The 17798-nt window shown below is 64.0% G+C and carries 22 protein-coding genes and 1 pseudogene; 8 read left to right on the top strand and 15 right to left on the bottom strand.

The features are described from left to right. Positions 1-57: 57 nt before the first annotated feature. Both ACTX90_RS01115 and ACTX90_RS01110 read right to left on the bottom strand, forming a co-directional pair. Positions 58-909: a polyphosphate polymerase domain-containing protein gene (locus ACTX90_RS01115; RefSeq protein ID WP_443442746.1), complete on the bottom strand. Its 852-nt coding sequence runs from the start codon at positions 907-909 to the stop codon at positions 58-60. Then, positions 909-1544, bottom strand: coding sequence for a DUF4956 domain-containing protein (locus tag ACTX90_RS01110; RefSeq protein WP_047118158.1), 636 nt, complete (start codon positions 1542-1544; stop codon positions 909-911). The genes ACTX90_RS01115 and ACTX90_RS01110 overlap by 1 nt, the downstream gene beginning before the upstream one ends. A 750-nt stretch (positions 1545-2294) precedes the next feature. Between ACTX90_RS01110 and ACTX90_RS01105 the strand changes: the two are divergent. Beyond that, positions 2295-2441: pseudogene (locus ACTX90_RS01105) on the top strand (IS110 family transposase); the annotation flags it as partial. Positions 2442-2737: 296 nt separating this feature from the next. On the opposite strand, the gene ACTX90_RS01100 reads toward ACTX90_RS01105, so the two are convergent. The 7 genes from ACTX90_RS01100 to ACTX90_RS01070 all read right to left on the bottom strand — a co-directional run bounded on the left by ACTX90_RS01100 (position 2738) and on the right by ACTX90_RS01070 (position 9727). Beyond that, entirely contained in the window at positions 2738-3139 is a 402-nt protein-coding gene (locus ACTX90_RS01100; RefSeq protein ID WP_047118159.1) for a hypothetical protein, read from the bottom strand. A gap of 334 nt (positions 3140-3473) precedes the next feature. After that, positions 3474-3833 carry a hypothetical protein gene (locus ACTX90_RS01095; protein ID WP_147407300.1) on the bottom strand — a complete coding sequence of 120 codons (360 nt, stop codon included), beginning with the start codon at positions 3831-3833 and terminating at the stop codon, positions 3474-3476. After that, positions 3818-6019 carry an RHS repeat-associated core domain-containing protein gene (locus ACTX90_RS01090; RefSeq protein ID WP_443442744.1) on the bottom strand — a complete coding sequence of 734 codons (2202 nt, stop codon included), beginning with the start codon at positions 6017-6019 and terminating at the stop codon, positions 3818-3820. Before ACTX90_RS01090 ends, ACTX90_RS01095 begins: the two co-directional genes overlap by 16 nt. A gap of 100 nt (positions 6020-6119) precedes the next feature. Beyond that, on the bottom strand, positions 6120-6533 hold the full coding sequence (locus ACTX90_RS01085; RefSeq protein WP_053797195.1) for a DUF3151 domain-containing protein: 414 nt from the start codon (positions 6531-6533) through the stop codon (positions 6120-6122). Between the two features lie 2 nt (positions 6534-6535). Next, positions 6536-7558, bottom strand: coding sequence for a class II fructose-bisphosphate aldolase (gene fbaA / locus ACTX90_RS01080; protein WP_047118166.1), 1023 nt, complete (start codon positions 7556-7558; stop codon positions 6536-6538). Between the two features lie 145 nt (positions 7559-7703). Then, positions 7704-8951 carry a M23 family metallopeptidase gene (locus ACTX90_RS01075; RefSeq protein WP_443442743.1) on the bottom strand — a complete coding sequence of 416 codons (1248 nt, stop codon included), beginning with the start codon at positions 8949-8951 and terminating at the stop codon, positions 7704-7706. 122 nt (positions 8952-9073) lie between these two features. Beyond that, complete coding sequence (locus ACTX90_RS01070; RefSeq protein WP_082123777.1) at positions 9074-9727, bottom strand: TrmH family RNA methyltransferase; 654 nt, start codon at positions 9725-9727, stop codon at positions 9074-9076. A 197-nt stretch (positions 9728-9924) separates the two neighbouring features. Between ACTX90_RS01070 and ACTX90_RS01065 the strand changes: the two genes are divergently transcribed. From ACTX90_RS01065 to ACTX90_RS01050, 4 genes are all read left to right on the top strand, one after another. Next, the gene (locus ACTX90_RS01065) at positions 9925-10722 is read left to right on the top strand and encodes an HAD-IIA family hydrolase (RefSeq protein ID WP_113607713.1); all 798 of its coding nucleotides are present in this window, start codon (positions 9925-9927) and stop codon (positions 10720-10722) included. A 106-nt stretch (positions 10723-10828) separates the two neighbouring features. Next, on the top strand, positions 10829-11068 hold the full coding sequence (locus ACTX90_RS01060) for a hypothetical protein (protein WP_443442741.1): 240 nt from the start codon (positions 10829-10831) through the stop codon (positions 11066-11068). 78 nt (positions 11069-11146) lie between these two features. Next, complete coding sequence (locus ACTX90_RS01055) at positions 11147-11929, top strand: ABC transporter ATP-binding protein (protein WP_244910900.1); 783 nt, start codon at positions 11147-11149, stop codon at positions 11927-11929. Continuing rightward, positions 11926-12651, top strand: coding sequence for an ABC transporter permease (locus ACTX90_RS01050; RefSeq protein WP_443442739.1), 726 nt, complete (start codon positions 11926-11928; stop codon positions 12649-12651). The genes ACTX90_RS01055 and ACTX90_RS01050 overlap by 4 nt, the downstream gene beginning before the upstream one ends. Positions 12652-12701: 50 nt before the next feature. On the opposite strand, the gene ACTX90_RS01045 is transcribed toward ACTX90_RS01050, so the two are convergent. After that, positions 12702-12914: an AsnC family protein gene (locus ACTX90_RS01045; protein ID WP_443442738.1), complete on the bottom strand. Its 213-nt coding sequence runs from the start codon at positions 12912-12914 to the stop codon at positions 12702-12704. Positions 12915-13054: 140 nt separating this feature from the next. Further along, entirely contained in the window at positions 13055-13612 is a 558-nt protein-coding gene (pyrE, locus tag ACTX90_RS01040; RefSeq protein WP_181728131.1) for an orotate phosphoribosyltransferase, read from the bottom strand. Positions 13613-13651: 39 nt separating this feature from the next. On the opposite strand from pyrE, the gene ACTX90_RS01035 reads away from it, so the two are divergent. The 3 genes from ACTX90_RS01035 to ACTX90_RS01025 all read left to right on the top strand — a co-directional run bounded on the left by ACTX90_RS01035 (position 13652) and on the right by ACTX90_RS01025 (position 15500). Then, entirely contained in the window at positions 13652-14089 is a 438-nt protein-coding gene (locus tag ACTX90_RS01035) for a MarR family winged helix-turn-helix transcriptional regulator (RefSeq protein WP_047118172.1), read from the top strand. A gap of 92 nt (positions 14090-14181) precedes the next feature. Then, entirely contained in the window at positions 14182-15006 is an 825-nt protein-coding gene (gene nadE / locus ACTX90_RS01030) for an NAD(+) synthase (RefSeq protein ID WP_443442736.1), read from the top strand. Positions 15007-15113: 107 nt separating this feature from the next. Then, positions 15114-15500 carry a hypothetical protein gene (locus ACTX90_RS01025; protein WP_443442734.1) on the top strand — a complete coding sequence of 129 codons (387 nt, stop codon included), beginning with the start codon at positions 15114-15116 and terminating at the stop codon, positions 15498-15500. Between the two features lie 6 nt (positions 15501-15506). Here ACTX90_RS01025 and ACTX90_RS01020 read toward each other — a convergent pair whose 3' ends face one another. The 4 genes from ACTX90_RS01020 to ACTX90_RS01005 all read right to left on the bottom strand — a co-directional run bounded on the left by ACTX90_RS01020 (position 15507) and on the right by ACTX90_RS01005 (position 17768). Then, positions 15507-15806, bottom strand: a complete 300-nt coding sequence (locus ACTX90_RS01020) for a winged helix-turn-helix domain-containing protein (RefSeq protein ID WP_443442733.1) — start codon at positions 15804-15806, stop codon at positions 15507-15509. Then, complete coding sequence (locus ACTX90_RS01015; protein WP_443442732.1) at positions 15803-16243, bottom strand: hypothetical protein; 441 nt, start codon at positions 16241-16243, stop codon at positions 15803-15805. Before ACTX90_RS01015 ends, ACTX90_RS01020 begins: the two co-directional genes overlap by 4 nt. Next, on the bottom strand, positions 16240-16446 hold the full coding sequence (locus tag ACTX90_RS01010) for a hypothetical protein (RefSeq protein WP_047118176.1): 207 nt from the start codon (positions 16444-16446) through the stop codon (positions 16240-16242). Before ACTX90_RS01010 ends, ACTX90_RS01015 begins: the two co-directional genes overlap by 4 nt. A 176-nt stretch (positions 16447-16622) precedes the next feature. After that, a complete protein-coding gene (locus ACTX90_RS01005; protein ID WP_443442731.1) occupies positions 16623-17768 on the bottom strand; it encodes an acyl-CoA dehydrogenase family protein in 1146 nt (381 codons plus the stop codon). Between the last annotated feature and the right edge of the window lie 30 nt (positions 17769-17798).

Genomic DNA, 17798 nt, shown 5'->3' with positions numbered 1-17798 from the left:
GGCGGCCAAGGCATTGAGGAGCGCCTTCCGTGGAGGGGGCCGGAGGCGCCGGCCGCGCTAGCTAGCGGCGGCCTGCCAGGGCCCGGTGCCCCGGAGCTTCGAAGCGGGTCGCGGACCGCTGGCATGCCGGGACGACCCGAAACGCTGCTCCAGCAGCCGGCTCCACTTGTTGGCAGGAAGCTGCGGATTGAGCAGCGCAATGCCGATGCAGTACTTGCTCATGCTCACCGGGCGGATTCCCAGTGCCGCCAGCGCCTGGTCGCTGACTCCGCGCCCGTCCGCTGACTTGGTTTCCACCACCACCAAGTCCGGCCCCTGCACCTGCTGCCGGCCGTTGGCGTACTCCAGCTCCACGTCGCAGGTGACCCGTTCCCCGTCCAGCGGGTTCACGAAGGTGCTGCGGATGTAGGAGCTGTCCAGCACCGGCATCAAATCGGGCACCTCTTCGCCGTATTCCCTGGACACCACCTGGTTCAGGAACTCCAGCGAGCTGTCGGTCAGCCGCCCCGCGTCGTCCAGTTCCTGTTCGATGCGGTGTTTCACGGTGGCGCCGCGCAGGCCCTTGGTCTTGATCTCGAACATCGACAGCCCGGTGTCCGCATAGGTGCGGCTGCGCACCTTGTAGCGGCGCCGGCGCCCCTGGCGGTGCGCGCGGTACTGGGCGAAATCCTCGGTGTCGAAGTAGACCGATTCGTAGCGGAAGGTCCGCAGACCGTCGATCTCCATGATCTTGAAATCCTCCCGCAGCCGCTGCGCCAGGGCCGTGAACTCTTGGGCGGTGAGCAGGAACTTGCGGTCCACGCGGGTCTGCAGGGCCGCCTGGTCGATCACCTCGTCTAGGCCGATAGGTGCACGGCACACCACTGCTTCTTCCAGCGCGGCTTTGGCGCGGCCTGCGAGCGGCTGCATCAGGACCACGTCTCCTGGGCGACCGGCGCATTCTGCCGGGGCGCGTTGGCCAGCTGGTACGAACCGCCGGATTCCCGCTCGCCGCGGCTCGGGCCGACCCGGAAACGCACGTCCACAATGGTCAGGTCGCGGACCATGTCCAGCTCGATGACCACGGTACGCAGGACCTTGGCGCCCAGCAGCTCCTCCAGGGCCCGGGCCAGATCTTCCGAGCGCGGGTAGGCCTTTTCCAGGGTCACTGTCTGGCGTTGGGTGCGCGGGGCGAAGCCGGGATGGTCGGCGAAGAACATCACCACGACCAGGGCCGCGGTCACCGCCGGGGAGAACCAAGCCGGGTCCGGATGCAGGCCGTTGACCAGGCCGATGGCCAGCGAGATGAAGTAGTAGGCAACTTCCTCCTGGGTCAGGGTGTCAGACCTCAGGCGGATGATCGAAAGGATGCCGAACAGGCCCATGCCCAGGCCAACCCCGGCGCCCGAGCCGGACAGCAGCATGGTGACCGCGAAGATGCCCATGCTCAACGCGATGTAGGCAAGGACCAGATCACGGCGGAAGTGCCGGCGGAAGTAGACGAAGTACACCAGCACGGTCATGCCAACGACGTTGGCGGCCAAACCCATCCAGAATGACAACATTTTATTTACCTTTCACCGAAAGTTCATCTCTTGTTTCAAGAGTAGGAAGGCCAAATGAAGGAAATAAAAGAAGCCGATGAGAAGACTCTCATGTGCGTCTTGGGATGCATGACAACAACTGACGGTCCGGCGCTACCGGTGGAGGCCCTGAAAAACCCGCATCAATCACCCGAGAGAACAAGGGACCCCGGCGCACGAGGAGTCAAGGGCGGATCGGGTGCCTCCGGAAGCGATCAGAAGATAGACCAACTCCAGCGTCTTCTTATCAACTAGATCGCTGAACCAGGCAGCTCACCAGCTTGCGGTGCCCCTTTCAGGAGCCAGATCTGCCTGATGCACCCATCGGAAGATTCGACCCACACCCCCAGTGCGTAGTCCTTCCGCACTTCGTCCCTAGGTGTACGGTCGCCTATTTCATTAGATACAGTGCGTCAGATGACCTTTTAATGCCTACCACCGGAATCCACGGGGAGTCCAATGGAATGTAGCAACAATAACGGTTCGGCGCGCGAAAGCTTGAACTTCTTTGAGTAAAACATTATATTTTCAATTTCTCTGGAGGCCGGTGATCCGTCAGATTTTTGAACGTAAATTACCAACAGACCATCATGGTGTCCGGTGACCGTGCCCAAAACCGTCTTGCAGATTCGATATAGCCGTTGTGGCGTGACACCGCGCTCAAGTTCAAATGCAGTCTTTTCGTACTTCTGGGCACTTTCTAGTTGCCACATTCCCTCAAAGTACCTTGCAAGCCGTGACTACTATGACCAGAAACGAGGCCAAGGCAAACGGCATAATCAGGCGCTCATCGCCCTGGCTCACCGCCGGCTGACGGTGCTGTTCGCGATGATCCGGGGTGGGTCACTTTATGATGTTCCAGAGCTGAAAATTGCTTGAATTTAAACATGGGGGCACCCCCTGAATAGCGACTACCACTTGTCCCGGCGTCCGGCACCGCCCTTCCAGCGGGTTCGATCGGCTTGTTGAACCAATAACGTCACGACGACAAGTAAAGGTTGGAGTCCACGCGCCGATGTCTACAGATTTCGCTTATGAGTTATTGGGAAGCTACTTGCCCTACACGGAAAGCTGACATAACCGCCCCGGCGGGATTGCCTCGACGTCATATAACGCACTGCGAAGAAAAATGCGGGCGCCATTATTGATTCGGCGGACCCTGAACCGAGCGTTCTTCAAACTCTTCCCTCACGACGCGACACATTGCCGGTTCTCGAATAGCGCCGATCCGCCAGGAACCTGAAGTGTGCCCCGATAATGGCCCCGGACGCCGCACTCACCAATTCCGTTGGCCACAAACCCAGCCATCGGCTCTCGGTCAGGCCAAGCAGCGCAATGCTGGCGAAGACCACTAGTGAAAGCGCCACACCAGCCAGATTTGGACGCAGAAAATAGTACATCGCAGATCCACACAGCACTCCTACGGCTACTCCCAGCAAAAGCAGTGGAAGCACACCCACCCCCACGAAGGACAGAGACAACGCAACTGCCGACAATGGAGCGGCGATGGCAACGGCCCAGGACACGGCGTCGGCCCCCTTGGCATAACGCGGTTTGCGCTCAGCTTTCTCAATCATTGTCTCCACCGACTTCCATTACAGTCATCTTCCTCGAACGGCGATTCGATGCTCACTGTTGCAATCTCCACGCAACCACTGTGTTCGAAGCTTCCAGACATCGCGACAAGCTGACGACCGAACGTCACTCAGCACCCTCCCAGTTCCGTCAGCCGCTTCAACTTGGCTGCCACGGAACTTCGGGACCGCTAATCCTATTCGGCATCCACCTGGTCGTAATTTTCACGTAGCCGGATTCTGCGTACACATCGGTGGGTACCGTGAGCAAGCAATGTCGCTTGTGTGATCGCGGATTGGCATTCAATTCAACGCGAAGGACTCCATGAAGTACAACCTACCGTTTCCGGCTACCCAGCAAGCCGAATAGACCGGTCCGTCCGCCGTTGTGCCGGGCGAATCTGCGCAGCTCCCCGATCAGCACCGCAAATCTTGCCGTAGCTTGAGAATCCACTTCCCCGCTTGAATTCGTTACCGGATGATCGCTGATGCTCATGGGACCGGCTCGCAGCGCCTCTTGCAGTTCCCGGGTGATCTGCCGCAGCCGATCAGGACGGACACCCGCCTCAAGTTCACTGGCGAACGCCCTGAATGTCTGGGCGGCTGCCGTGAGGCGCTCGTGTTTCACGTACGAAGACAGTTCACGCAACTGCTCCGCAACTTGCCCGAACGATTTGCGTTCTAGTTCAGCTGCCATGATTCAATGATCTCCCCTCGGTCCCACGGGTTCGGGATATAGGTCTGATTTGTCCCTCCAGGATAAATAGTGCCATCATTGCCCGTCTGGGGCGCCACAGTCCCTGAATAAGTGGTTGTGCCCGGCGTGAACGAGGCACGGTATGCGCTGTCGATGGGGCTCGCGTCACCCGTGGGCCACACCGGAAGGACCGCCTTGTCGTTTCTGACCTGCTCAATACTGACTGGACGATCACTGGACCAGAATCTGCCCCACGGAGAGGTGCTCGTGCTGTCACCCGCGCGGTACAGGAGGGTCTCGCCATGCGTGTACCCGGACCGGTAAATTCCGAACCTGAAGGTGCTGGCGGTGTCGCGGTTCAACCATGCAGGTTTGTACCCGGTAACCCCTCCTGTTATTCCGCCGATCCCTGCCCCGGTCAGGCCTGATTGCACGTACCCTTGCACGGTGTGCGGCCCGTCTCCCACCGCGTATCCCGCAACGCCCGACACACCACCTTCAACAGCACCGCTCGAAGCACCGACTGCTGCGCGTGCGGCCAGACCCCCACCATATTTGGCAGCTACTAATGCGCCGGTCCCCGCACCAAACGCACCGGAAACTCCCCCAATGGCGGCATCTACTCCCGCTTTCCCCCAATCCACAGTTCCGTTCTGGTGCTTTTGCGATGCCACGGAGATTCCGCCTGAAACGAGCGCTCCGGCACCGGCCATCAGGGCCAGTCCAGCTGGACCGCCCACACCCGTGAACATCAATCCGACACCCACCACAATGGCAGCGCCGGCAACAACATACTCCCAGTTCTCGCTCATCCAGTCGCCGGCCGCGGCCAGCGCGCCGTTGTTCGATTCGCGGTATGCCGTCAACTCGTCTTCGGTGACCGGGCGCAGGCCGAGCGGGTCGATGGCGTGCAGCGGGTCATTGCCCGCATAGGAGTAGGGGTTGGCCGCCCAGCCGGCACCGATCACCGGCTCCAGCGGGTCCACGGACAAGAAGCCGCGGGTGGACGGATCGTAGGCGCGCGCGCCCAGCCAGTCCAGCCCGGCAACCTGTACGCCGCCGTTGGCGGCCAGGCCCAGGCCCTCAGACAGGCCGGGCAGCGACTGTCCTGCCAGAGCCCAGGGGTTGGCCGCCGCCGTGGGATGTTCGCCGCGCCAGCCGGCCGAGAGCAGGGTGCCGTCCACCGCGGCCAGCCCGCCGGGCATCGCGGTGACCGAGAGGCCACCCACCGACAGGACGCGCGGTGCATACTCTGCGGTGTCCCACCACAGGCCGGTGCCGTCGACCTCGGCCAGTTCACCCAGCGCGTCGACCCACAGCTCGTGGCGGGTGGTGCCCGTAGCAGCGGTGCGCTCGACCTCGCGCAGCGTGCCCATGGCGGACCACTGGTAACGGGTGGTCCCGTCCTGCGCGTGTGCGGCGGTGCGCCGTCCCGCGCCGTCGTAGTCGTAGGTGGTCGCCGTGTCATCGGTCGAGCGCACGCGTAGCTGCCCGGCCGCGTCGTACTCGTAGTCGCGGGTCTGCCCATCCACGGTTTCACGCGCCAGACGCCCGGCGGCGTCGTAGCGCCACTCGGTCACGGTGCCATCCGCCCCGCTCATCCGCACCAGCTGGCAGGCGGCATCATAGGCGTAGGCGGTGGTGCCGTCGGCGTCATGGATGGCGGTGATGCGCCCGTCCTCGTCGCGTTCCAGCGTGCTGGTTTCCACCCCGTCCGGGCCGGCGATCCGGTGCGCGGCCAGGACGCCGCCGCGGTAGTCCCAGTACTGGGCCAGGTCTCCGGCCACGGCACCGACCAGGTTGCCGGAGAGGTCGTAGGCGTAGCTGACGGTGCCGAACACCGGGTGCTGCACGGCGCTCACGCGCCCGGCGGCATCGCGCTGCCAGCGGGTGCGCCGGCCGTTGGCGTCGGTGTGCGCGGTGCGCCCGTCGCCGCGGGTGGCATCGGTGATGCGCACGCAGCGGTTGGCCGCATCGCGCTGCAGCTGAACCAGGGTGTTGCCCGCGCTGGCGGTGGCGGACAGCCGCCCGTGCGGATCCTGCTGCCAGGTGGGCCGTCCGGCGGCGTCGTACCCGGCGGTGGTGCGCCGGCCCAGCGGGTCGGTTTCGGCGATCACGCGGTCCACCGCATCGTATTCGCGCGTGGTGACCGCGCCCAGCGGGTAGCTTGGCTGCACGTTGCTCATCGCTATCCCGCTGCTTGCTATCGAACGCGTCGAAGCGCACGATTGCCCGGGCCGATGCGGGACCGGCCCGGGCAATGATGCGAGGATGCTGCTTCTCGGGCTACTTGGCCTCGATGGCCGCCCGGGCGCTCGGATCCGAATCGTTCAGGAACTTCCCGATCCGCTCGACTTCCTCGGCTTCGCCGATGGCTGCGGCCGCGCGGCCCAGCGCGTACAGCGAGCGCAGGAAGCCGCGGTTCGGCTCATGGCTCCATGGCACCGGACCCTGTCCGCGCCAACCGGCCTTGCGCAGCGCGTCAAGGCCGCGGTGGTAGCCCACGCGGGCGTACGCGTAGGATTCCACGGTGCGGCCTTCGGCGTGTGCTTCGTCGGCCAGCAGCGCCCACACCAGGGAGGACGACGGGAACTTCGCAGCCAGATCCACCGCTTCGTCGCCGGCCTCAAGGCGGGCGAGCACGTCGGTTTCCTCCGGCAGCAGCGTGGCCGGGATGCCCAGCAGGTTCTCTCCGACCATGGCTACTTCAGGCTCTTTCCTGCCGAGCCCAGCTGGCGGGCGGCTTCCACGATGCGGGCGGCCATGGATTCTTCGGCCTTGGCGCCCCAGACGCGCGGGTCGTAGGTCTTCTTGTTGCCGATCTCGCCGTCTACCTTCAGCACGCCGTCGTAGTTGGCGAACATGTGGCCAGCCACCGGTCGGGTGAAGGCGTACTGCGTGTCGGTGTCGATGTTCATCTTGATCACGCCATAGGACACCGCGTCGGCGATTTCCTGGTCGGTGGAGCCCGAGCCGCCGTGGAAGACCAGGTCGAACGGGTTGGCCTTGCCGATCTTGGCGCCGACCTTGTCCTGGATGTCCTTGAGCAGCTCCGGACGCAGCTTCACATTGCCCGGCTTGTAGACGCCGTGGACGTTGCCGAAGGTCAAAGCGGTGATGTAGCGGCCCTTTTCGCCGGCGCCCAGGGCGTCGATGGTGGCTAGCGCATCCTCGACGGTGGAGTACAGCTTGTCATTGATGGCGTTCTCCACGCCGTCCTCTTCGCCGCCCACGGCGCCGATCTCAACTTCGAGGATTTGCTTGGCGGCGGCGGTGCGCGGCAGCAGCTGGGCTGCGATGCGCAGGTTCTCTTCCAGGGTCTCGGCCGATCCGTCCCACATGTGCGAGTTGAAGAACGGGTCGCGGCCGGCGGCGACCTCTGCCTCCGAGGCGGCCAGCAGCGGCAGCACGAAGCCGTCCAGCTTGTCTGCAGGGCAGTGGTCGGTGTGCAGCGCGATGTTCACGCCGTAGTTCTTGGCGACCTGGCGGGCGAAGGCTGCGAAGCCCAGCGAGCCGGCGACCATGTCCTTAACCGAGGCGCCGGACCAGTAGGCGGCGCCGCCGGTGGAAACCTGGATGATGCCGTCGGATTCGGCTTCGGCGAAACCGCGGATGGCGGCATTCAAGGTCTGCGAGCTGGTGACATTCACCGCTGGGAAGGCGTAGCCGCCAGCCTTGGCGGCATCGATCATTGCATTGTACTTATCGGGGGTTGCGATAGGCATGCTTCACTCCTGTGAGGATTGGCGGGGTTCACGCGTCGCCGTCGACGGCAGTTCGTGTCCATCCTATCGGTTTGCAGGGGCCGGCAGACCTAAATCTGTCTTCGTGACACGCCAACTTCTGCCCCTGCCCCGGCTGCATCGCGGGCTAGCTCGACTCGGCGGCGCCGGAGCCGGACCCGGACGGGCTCTGCGAGCCCGGCTTTTGGGTTGGCGCCGAGGTTGGCTTCTTGCTCGGGGTCGGTCCGGTCGAGGGGGCTTCGGTTGGCGGCGTCGCCTCGCCGGTGGGCTTCGCCGATCCGCTGGGCGACTCGGATTCGGACGGCGCAGTGCTTGGCGAGGGCTTGGCGCTTGGCGATTCGGAGTCTGGAGCCGAGGATCCCGGGCGTTGGGTCTGGCTCGGCGACGGCGCGGGCTTCTGGGACTGCGAAGGCTTGGGCTTGGCACCGGGCTTCGGCTTGGGGACCACCGGGGTGTCATCCTGCGGCACCACGACATCCGGATCGGTGCTCAGATCGGATTCGTCGCGCACCGGCGGCTTGCCGCCATCGCCCTTCGGCGCGCTGTTGGCATTAACTGTCAGGCGCGAGGAATCGATCATCGCCTGGCCCTGGCCCGGGATGATCGGCAGGTAGTTGCGCGGATCGTGCCAGCGGCCGTCCACGATGACCTCGAAGTGCACATGGCATCCGGTGGAGTTGCCGGTGGTTCCCGACAGGGCGATCAGCTCGCCCTGCTTGACCTCCTGGCCCACCGAGGCGATGAGTTTTGAATTGTGGCTGTAGCCGGTCTGCACGTCGCTGCCGTGGTCGATGCTCACGCGCATGCCGGAGTGCCCCGCCCAGCCGGACACCGTCACGGTCCCCGCCTCGGCGGCATACACCGGGGAACCACAGGCGATCGGGTAGTCCTGGCCGATATGGATCTGGTTGCCGGCACCGGTAGGGTTCGACCGCCAGCCGTAGGGGCTGGAGATGCGGCGGGTTGTGACCGGGTGCATCAGCTGCAGGCCGCCGGGGAGTTCGCCGACCTGGCCCACCTCGCCGGCGAGCAGCGTGGAGTTCTCCTCCGATTCGGACTGCTCATCCACCGGGGATTCGTCGGCGCCGGCCAGCATGCGCAGCGGGCGTCCGTCGATGGCCAGCTCCTTGCCGGAGCCGCCGAATGCATGAAGCGGGGCGTCCTGGCTAACGAGGATCGGATCGTTATACAGCCCGGGGTCGGATAACGCGTTGATGGCGACAGGGATGTCTCCGTTGCGCGGATCAGCCGACTGGGCCACCAGGGGAATCGCCACGGCGCTGGACAGCGCCAGTGCTGCGGCAGTCGATATCCCCCAGACCACCACCGGTTTTTTGCGTCGGGGAAGCCCGGGCAGCAGAAGGTCATGGTTCACCTGATGACGTCGACGCACGGATTAATCCCCCCGGATCACAAATTCATATCGTTTCCAAGCCTAGGGGTTCAATGGCAACTAATCCAGATGCTCGACTAAAGAGCTTATTAATAAATTCCTTGTTAACCTACTTTTTGCCCGAAGACGTGGCGGCGGATCCAAGCATGCATCGCGATGCCTGCGGCCGAGGCCGCGTTGATCGACCGGGTGGAGCCGAACTGCTCGATGGACAGCGTGTCCTTTGCCGCGGCGTGGACTTCCGGGCTCAATCCCGGCCCTTCCTGGCCGAACACCAGGACGCAATTGCGCGGGATGTCGTAGGTTTCCAGCGGCACCGAATCCGGGAAGATGTCGATGCCCAGGATGGTCAGCCCTTCAGCTTCGGCCCAGGCGACAAATTCCTCGACCGTGGCGTGGTGGCGCACGTGCTGGTAGCGGTCGGTGACCATGGCGCCGCGGCGGTTCCAGCGGCGGCGTCCAATGATGTGGACTTCCTTGGCCAAGAAGGCGTTGGCGGAGCGGACCACGGTGCCGATGTTCATGTCGTGCTGCCAGTTCTCGATGGCGATGTGGAAGTCGTGGCGGCGCTCGTCGAGGTCGGCGATGATCGCATCCATGGTCCAGTAGCGGTATTTGTCGGCGACGTTGCGGCGGTCGCCTTCGGCCAGCAGCTGCGGATCATATTTTTCGTCCTGCGGCAGCTCGCCTTCCCAGGGCCCTACGCCGATGACGTGCTCGGCGGTGTTCTCGGTTGCTTCATTCACTTCGTGGCTCACACATTTAAGGGTAGTAGGTCGCGGGAGTGCCGCCGTTCACTGCACCTCCGGCGGATGCTGTGTAGGCTTTGGGTTACAGGGAAACTTTCAGCGCAGATAGCTCCCGCCACCTACTGCCAATGGAGGAATGACACCTCGTGACCCTCAGCAACCGCGCCGCACGCACCGTCCACGATATCGAATGCTGGCTGACCGACATGGACGGCGTCCTGGTCCACGAAAACCACGCACTCAAGGGCGCCTCGGAGCTCTTGCAGTACTGGCGCGAGAACAACCTGCGCTTTCTGGTGCTGACGAACAACTCCATCTACACGCCGCGCGACCTGCGCGCCCGCCTGCTGGCCTCCGGGCTGGACGTGCCGGAGGAGAACATCTGGACCTCCGCCATGGCCACCGCCGAGTTCCTGGCGCGCCAGCGCCCGGGCGGACGCACCTTCGTGATCGGCGAGGCGGGATTGACCACGGCCCTGCACGACGCCGGGTTCATCATGACCGACCAGAACCCCGATTACGTGGTGCTCGGCGAAACCCGCACCTATTCCTTCGAGGCCATCACCAAGGCCATCCGCCTGATCGAGGGCGGCGCGAAGTTCATCGCCACCAACCCGGATGCCACCGGCCCATCTGCCGAGGGCAGCCTCCCGGCCACCGGCGCGATTGCCGCGCTGATCACCCGGGCGACGAACCGCGATCCGTATGTGGTGGGCAAGCCGAATCCGATGATGTTCCGCTCGGCTTTGAACAGGATCGACGCGCACTCGGAGACCACTGCCATGATCGGCGACCGCATGGACACCGACATCGTCGCGGGCATGGAAGCAGGCCTGCTGACCGCGCTGGTCTACTCGGGAATCACCGCGCGCGAGGACATGGACACCTTCCCGTTCCGCCCTGACCTGCAGTACCCGTCGGTTGCCAACCTGCATGCCGAACTCGTCAAGGGGCGTGTCCCGTCCGACGCCAATCCGGCCGAAACCAAGGCCGCTTCCAAGTAGCCTAGTTTCCCATGCCCCGGCAACCGCTGAACCGGCTGCCGGGGCATTTTTCTTTGTCGCACCACCACCCTAGGCAGGGACGGAACACGGGCGGATACTAGGTGCCATGGAGAACTATCGTTTCCGGCGGCGGGTCTGGAAGTTCGTGCTCATCGCCGTGGGACTCTATCTGGGCCTGACGCTGCTGATCGCCGTGAACTACGCTATGCGCTCATGCCTCGGCGCCGGGGCGGAACTGCACTGCTCCATGAGCAACACCGTGGTGTGGGGCGAGCACAAGCTGTTCGGCTTCATCGCGCTGGTCTACCTGGTGCTGGTCGTCGGACTGTGGGCCAAGCGCCGTTGATCCGTTCCCGAGGCCGCCGGGGCGGCAATTCGCCGCCAAGCATTGACCCTGCCACGGCAGGGGTCTCTAATTCATTGTGTGACCAACAAGACTGCATGCATCCAGGTCCAGCGGTTGAGCGTCAAGAGAGGCAAATCGCTGGTTCTCCAGGACATCGACTGCGAGCTGGCCCCGGGCCGCATCGTCGGGTTGCTGGGGCCCAGCGGCAGCGGCAAGAGCACGCTGCTGCGCAGCATCGTGGGCAACCAGATCACCGCCGGCGGCACGGTCACCGTCCTGGGGCAGCCGGCCGGGCACAAGTCCCTGCGGCATAGGGTCGGCTACATGACGCAGGCTGCCAGCGTCTACGACGACCTGACGGTGCAGCAAAACGTCGCCTATTTCGCCAAGGTCCTCGGCCTGCCAGATGCCGAAGCCACCCGAGTCATCGAAGCCACCGACCTGCAGGACCAGGCCAAGCGGCTGGTGCTGGACTTGTCCGGCGGGCAGCGCAACCGCGTATCCCTCGCCATCGCGCTGCTCGGGTCTCCTGACATCGTCATCCTCGACGAGCCGACGGTCGGGCTGGATCCGGTACTTCGCGCGGAGCTCTGGGCCCTGTTCGCCAAGCTGGCGAAGACCGGAATCTGCCTGTTGGTTTCCAGCCACGTCATGGACGAGGCCATGCGCTGCGATGAAATGCTGCTGTTGCGCAACGGAAAGCTGCTGGCCCAGCTCTCCCCCGGCGAACTGCTCAGGCGCACCGGCGCCAGCGACCCGGAAGACGCATTCCTCAGGCTCATCGCCTCCGGCGGACTGGGGTCCGCGCCACCGCGCGACCCGTCCACCGCACGGCACCGGGCGGAAGGAGAGGGATCGTGAAACGAACCGCGACCACCGCGGCCCGGGTCTTGACCCAGATCCGACACGACCCGCGCACCATCGCGTTGATGCTGGTAGTCCCCAGCCTATTGATCGGCTTGATGGCCTGGATTTTCACCGATACCGAGGTGTTCCAGCGCATCGGCCCGGCGATGATCGCGCTGTTCCCATTTGTCGTGATGTTTCTGGTGACCAGCATCGCGACGCTGCGCGAACGGCGCAGCGGCACCTTGGAGCGGCTGCTCAGCATGCCGCTGGCCAAGGGCGAGTTCATCTTCGGCTATGCGCTGGCGTTCACCTTGATTGCGGTGCTGCAGACCGTCATCGCGGTCTCGTTCGCCCTTCTGGTACTGGGGCTGCAGATCTCCGGAAGCCTGGTGCTGCTTTTCAGCGTGGCGGCGCTGGATGCCCTGCTCGGAACCAGTCTGGGATTGATGGCCAGCGCCTTCGCCCGCACCGAATTCCAGGTCGTCCAGTTCATGCCGCTGCTGATCTTTCCACAGTTCCTGCTGTCCGGGCTGATCCTGCCACGCGAGCAGCTGCCGGGGACGCTGGAGGTCATCGGCGATTGGCTGCCGCTGTCGCATGCCATCGACGCGCTGGGCGATGTCGCTGCGGGCACCGAGGACAGCGGCACCTGGGCCAGCCTTCTGGTCATCGCTGCGTGGATTCTCGGCGCCCTGCTGGTCGGATCGTTGACCCTGCGTCGGCGGACGCCGTAGCGCTTCGCTTTGCTTGAACCAGCCGGGCAGCCCCACGGCCGGTTGCTCCATTAGACCCGTCCGTACTTCTTGTGCGCCGCCTGCTTCGAAATCTCCAGGGCAGATGCGATGGCTTGCCAGGAATACCCGTTGGCGCGCGCCCGGCGCACCTCGGCGGTTTGCGCCCGGGCCAGTTCCCGCTGCCCCGCGGTCAGACGCCGAAGCTCCGCCAAGGGACCTCCGTGGTCCTCGGAGTCGATGGCTGTTCGAATCCCCTCATCCATGGGGTCAACTTTAGTTGACGGCATGTTGCCAGTCAATCAAAGTTGACGGCATTCAGGGTCGGGAAAACCCGCAGGGGCTGGGCGAACCTTGAGGTTCGCCCAGCCCCTGCGGTCGAAGAGATTGACGGGAAAGCTGCAGACTACAGACCCAGCTCGTCCTTGCCATAGGCGAAGAGGTAAGGCACGCCGGCCTCTTCCTCGATGCGCTCCTTGGCACCGGTGTCGCGATCCACGATAACGGCCACGGCGATGACGTTGCCGCCAGCCTTGCGGACACCCTCGACCGCGGTCAGCGCGGAGCCGCCGGTGGTGGAGGTGTCCTCCAGCACGATGACGTTGCGGCCCTCAACGCTCGGGCCTTCAACCTGACGGCCCATGCCGTAGGACTTCTGCGCCTTGCGCACCACGAAAGCGTCGATGGCGCGGTTCTTTTCGCGCGCAGTGTGCATGATGGCGGTGCCCACCGGGTCAGCGCCCATGGTCAGCCCGCCCACGTTGGTGAACTCCAGACCGGCTTCATCCAGAAGATCAAGCATGACCTGGCCGACCAGACCTGAAGCTTCCTGCTGCAGGGTGACCCGGCGAAGGTCGATATAGTAATCGGCTTCCTTGCCAGAGGAGAGGATGACCTTGCCACGCACAATGGCAAATTCCTGGATCAGTTCTTTTAGCCGCCCGCGGGCGCTGGTTTCGCTCATACCCTCGATTCTAGTCGGCATCCTCGCTAGGCTGATCCCATGAACGCTACACGCCCCTTGGGTTACTGGTTGAAATTGGTGGATTCGCTGATTGACGAGCAGTTTGCTGCGACGCTGGAAGAGCATGGCGTGACACGCCGGCAATGGCAGGTGCTGAATCTCCTGGAACAGCAACCCGCCACCGAGCCGGAACTGACCGCCGGACTTTCGCCATTCTTCGCGTCGCCCGACGAACCGACGTCGGTCTCCGAGCACCTCATGGAATTGGTGGAGTCTGGATGGATTTCGCACGACGAGGGCGAGTTCTCCATCACCGACCGCGGCCACGTCTCGTTGATGAAGCTCAGCGAACTGATCGAGAAGATCCGGACGCAGTCGGGACAGGATCTCGACGGCTCGGAATACGCTGCAGTGGTCGCCACGCTGGAGAAGATGGCGCGCAACCTCGGATGGGACCCGGACGCCGAAGAAAGCTAGGAGCTGCGGCGAATGTTGAGAACTCGTTAAGTTTCGCCGCCCTTCCGCAGTTACGACCGCATCCTGCCTCCGATATACCTAGGATTAGTTACATGCGTGAACTTCAAGCAGCAATCATAGAAGAGCTGGGCGTCAAGGCTTCCATCAACCCGGCCGAGGAAGTGCGATCCCGAGTCGACTTCTTGAAAGACTACCTCGCCGCGACCGGCGCAAAGGGTTTCGTGCTGGGCATTTCCGGCGGCATCGATTCCACGCTCGCCGGACGCCTGGCTCAGCTTGCCGTCCAGGAAGTGCGCGAAGCCGGCGGCACCGCCGAATTCATCGCCGTCCGCCTGCCCCACGGGGTCCAGCATGATGCGGCGGATGCCGCGGCTGCCATGGAGTTCGTCGCCGCCGACCAGGAGTTCGAGGTCAATATCTCCAAGCCCGTGGCGGGACTGGATGAAGCCCTGGCCGATGCCGGGCATCCTGCGATCAGCGATTTCAACCGAGGCAACGCCAAGGCCCGCATGCGGATGATCGTCCAGTACGCGGTGGCCGGGGACCGCGGCATGCTGGTCATCGGCACCGACCATGCGGCGGAGTCCGTGACCGGGTTCTTCACGAAGTTCGGCGACGGGGGCGCAGACCTGCTGCCGCTGGCCGGGCTGAACAAGCGGCAGAACCAGGCGCTGTTGCGCGAGTTGGACGCCCCAGAGCTGCTCTGGGCCAAGGCTCCCACCGCGGACCTGCTGGACGGCCAGCCTCAGCGAACCGACGAGGACGAACTGGGACTGACCTACGCGCAGATCGACGACTACCTCGAAGGCCGCGAAATCGACGAGGCCGCCGCGCTGTCGATCGAACGGCGCTTCATCCTCTCGCGACATAAGCGGACCGTTCCCGCCACCAACCTCGACAAATGGTGGAGAGCCTAGAGGAAGTCTTCCTGGACGAGGGTTTCATGGATTTCACCGACTTCGGGCGCTAGGCTGCGGCCACGGTGCCGCTACGGCACCGCCCCGCGGCAAACGAGGACGCATCCATGGAAGCCGGATCCGAACACCGCACGGCGGGTGCCGCCGGTTGGCGGCCGGTGCTGGGAATTCTCCTCGGCATCTACATCGGCTACGCCGGATGGGAGCTACTCCCCTCGGGCAGGGCTTCGGCAAGCCCTCTGAGTTTCGCGCTGTGGGCGGTGAGCGTCTCGAACCTGAGCTTGATCCAGTCCTCAGCGGTAGCTGGGGCCGCAGGCGTCCCGCGCCGGCTGGCTTGGACTGCGGCGATGGCCGCAGGGGCCGCCCTCCTGACCGGCCTTCCAGCCGATCCCTTCTGGACCGTGCTGACCGTGCCGTTGCTCATCGCTGCGGCAGGGAGGCTGTGGAGCCGAGCAGGAAAATCCGCCCGGTCACCACGGCCCGCCGGGAAATGACGGCGGCTAGGCCAGGCCGGTGACTTCCTTCAGGGCCTGGACGTGCCCCGTGAAGGCACGGCGCCCTTCGGGGCTCAGCTTGGCCCAGGTCCGAGGACGTTTTCCCACGAATCCCTTGCGGATTTTGACGTGGCCTTTTTCCTCCAAGGCGCTCAGATGGCGGGACAGCACAGAATCCGAAATTCCCAGCGCTTCCTTGAGCGACTTGAAATCCGCCTCCTCCACCATGTTCAGCGCGCCCATGATGGACAGGCGGACGGGATTGGAGAAGTCGTCATTGAGTCGGGTCCGGGCATGCGTGGTCATTTCCGCACCAAACCGATTCCCACAATCAGTAGCGGGGCCGATACAACGATCCAAATCAGCCCCAGGATGGCCCAGGAACTCAGCTGCTGCGGAAGGAGCGCCAACGAGGCCGCATAGAAGGCGATGGTCAGGGTGAACCCCCAGGTGTAGCGTTTTGACGCGCCGATCGGAAGCGAACGGTAGAGCTTACGGTAGGCCAGCGACGCGGCGAGGATCGCCACCACGTAGAGTCCAATGATCACGATGAAGCCGGCCATGTGCTTCTGCGGTGGATACAGCTGCAGCAGGAAAGCGAGGGCGCCGATGACCAGCGAAACGATGATGCTGTACCAGCCTAGAAGCCTTGAGCCGTAGCCAACGGCACGGTCCATGTCGGCTTGGGCCTGCGCCAGCGCTGCCAGCTGCTGTTCCGGGTTGAGGTTGTTTTCGGCGCTCATGACGCGCGCTCTTCCGCGCGGGCCGCGGCCTGCTGCCGAGCGTGCAATGAGCTCATGGTCATCGTCACGGCGAAAAAGATTCCCATTCCCACGAAAATCAGCGCGTTGCGGCCGCTGAAGTAGGCGAAGAGCGCGAGAGCTGCGAAGAGCACGCCCGCAAGGCTGATGATGATCGAGTACGTGGCATTGGACATCTTGTTCATGATCCTGCTCCCGCGGTTCCGTTCCTCCGATGTACCAAAAGACTAACAAGTACTTTCTGTATTGGAAAGTACTTTCTCAGTTTTTGTTTTAGCGGCTGCCAACCCCGGATCTTCCAGGGCCGGCAGCCTGGGCGCGCGTGCAAAACGGGAGGAGACGGCGAGCGGCGCCCCTGTAATCAGACGAAGGCGCCCGTTCCAGTCAACGCACGCCCCACAATGAGCGAATTGATCTCATAGGTGCCTTCGTAGGTATGGAGGATTTCAACATCGCAGAAGATCTTGGCCATTTCGTATTCCGAGGACACCCCATTGCCGCCAAGAAGTGCACGGCCCTTGGCCACCGCATCCCGCGCCAGCCGGGTTGCCGTCGACTTGGCCAGCGCTGCATCGGCCATGGTCAGCTTTCCCGCCTCCTGCTTGCGCGCGATGTCGCCCATCATGGACAGCCCGGCCCGGGCATTGCCGGCGATTTCGGCAAGTGCCTGCTGGATGAGCTGGAAGGATGCCAACGGCTTGCCGAACTGCCCACGACTGCCCGCGTAGGCCGTGCAGACGTCCAGGGTCGCCAGCATCGCGCCGGCAGCCTGCCAGCCGACCCACGCCCGGGATTGCATGAGCAGGTGGTTCGCTGCGGCGAAGCCTGTGGCTCCGGGAAGCTTGTTTTCCAGCGGAATACGCACCTCGTGCAGTTCGATGTCGGCATTCTGCATGATGCGCAGGCCGATCTTGTTTCCGATCTTGGAGGCGCTGAATCCCCGCCTGCCGGATTCCACGAGATAGGCGCCGATGTCCCCGGATTCCGGTTCCCTGGCCCAGACCAGCGCGAAGTCCGCGATGGTTCCCATGCCGATCCAGCGCTTGCGCCCGGTAAGGACGTACTCGTCACCTTCCCGGCGCACGCTGGTGGCCATTCCCCCTGCAATGTCCGATCCATGCTCCGGCTCGGTCATGGCAAACGCTCCGAATGCCTCAAGCCTGCCCAAACGCGGCAGCCACTCTCGGCGTTGCGCTTCGGAGCCTAATTCGTTGATCATTCCGAGCACCAGTTCATTGTGGATTCCCACCACCGAGGAGAGGGAGATGTCAGCGCGGGCCAGCTCGGCATGGATCAGCCCACGCGCCAGATGCGAGCAGTCCTCCAGCTGCACCGCGCCCAGGCCCGCGGCGCCGAGCTCCGCCACCAGCCCGGGAGCGAAGTCCTCGCGATTCCAGTACTCGATGGATTGCCTGCGGATCCTGCCTTGGGCGAGTTCACGCACCTGGGCCAGGCGCGCGCGCTCGGACTGGGTGAGTTGCGCCGAAATGTCGGTCATGAGGTCCATCCGGGATCTCCTTCCAAACCTTAGGATGTC

This window comes from Glutamicibacter soli, from assembly GCF_052322135.1.
GTDB lineage: Bacteria > Actinomycetota > Actinomycetes > Actinomycetales > Micrococcaceae > Glutamicibacter > Glutamicibacter soli.
The sequence above is the reverse complement of the archived record's forward strand: the minus strand, read 5'-3'. Positions and strand labels throughout refer to the sequence as shown.

Bases quoted from the DNA above. Each gene is read 5' to 3' on its own strand.
- ACTX90_RS01115 (WP_443442746.1), bottom strand. From the start codon at position 909: ATGCAGCCGCTCGCAGGCCGCGCCAAAGCCGCGCTGGAAGAAGCAGTG.
- ACTX90_RS01110 (WP_047118158.1), bottom strand. From the start codon at position 1,544: ATGTTGTCATTCTGGATGGGTTTGGCCGCCAACGTCGTTGGCATGACC.
- ACTX90_RS01100 (WP_047118159.1), bottom strand. From the start codon at position 3,139: ATGATTGAGAAAGCTGAGCGCAAACCGCGTTATGCCAAGGGGGCCGAC.
- ACTX90_RS01095 (WP_147407300.1), bottom strand. From the start codon at position 3,833: ATGGCAGCTGAACTAGAACGCAAATCGTTCGGGCAAGTTGCGGAGCAG.
- ACTX90_RS01090 (WP_443442744.1), bottom strand. From the start codon at position 6,019: ATGAGCAACGTGCAGCCAAGCTACCCGCTGGGCGCGGTCACCACGCGC.
- ACTX90_RS01085 (WP_053797195.1), bottom strand. From the start codon at position 6,533: ATGGTCGGAGAGAACCTGCTGGGCATCCCGGCCACGCTGCTGCCGGAG.
- fbaA (WP_047118166.1), bottom strand. From the start codon at position 7,558: ATGCCTATCGCAACCCCCGATAAGTACAATGCAATGATCGATGCCGCC.
- ACTX90_RS01065 (WP_113607713.1), top strand. From the start codon at position 9,925: ATGGACGGCGTCCTGGTCCACGAAAACCACGCACTCAAGGGCGCCTCG.
- ACTX90_RS01060 (WP_443442741.1), top strand. From the start codon at position 10,829: ATGGAGAACTATCGTTTCCGGCGGCGGGTCTGGAAGTTCGTGCTCATC.
- ACTX90_RS01045 (WP_443442738.1), bottom strand. From the start codon at position 12,914: ATGGATGAGGGGATTCGAACAGCCATCGACTCCGAGGACCACGGAGGT.
- pyrE (WP_181728131.1), bottom strand. From the start codon at position 13,612: ATGAGCGAAACCAGCGCCCGCGGGCGGCTAAAAGAACTGATCCAGGAA.
- ACTX90_RS01035 (WP_047118172.1), top strand. From the start codon at position 13,652: ATGAACGCTACACGCCCCTTGGGTTACTGGTTGAAATTGGTGGATTCG.
- nadE (WP_443442736.1), top strand. From the start codon at position 14,182: ATGCGTGAACTTCAAGCAGCAATCATAGAAGAGCTGGGCGTCAAGGCT.
- ACTX90_RS01025 (WP_443442734.1), top strand. From the start codon at position 15,114: ATGGAAGCCGGATCCGAACACCGCACGGCGGGTGCCGCCGGTTGGCGG.
- ACTX90_RS01020 (WP_443442733.1), bottom strand. From the start codon at position 15,806: ATGACCACGCATGCCCGGACCCGACTCAATGACGACTTCTCCAATCCC.
- ACTX90_RS01015 (WP_443442732.1), bottom strand. From the start codon at position 16,243: ATGAGCGCCGAAAACAACCTCAACCCGGAACAGCAGCTGGCAGCGCTG.
- ACTX90_RS01010 (WP_047118176.1), bottom strand. From the start codon at position 16,446: ATGAACAAGATGTCCAATGCCACGTACTCGATCATCATCAGCCTTGCG.
- ACTX90_RS01005 (WP_443442731.1), bottom strand. From the start codon at position 17,768: ATGGACCTCATGACCGACATTTCGGCGCAACTCACCCAGTCCGAGCGC.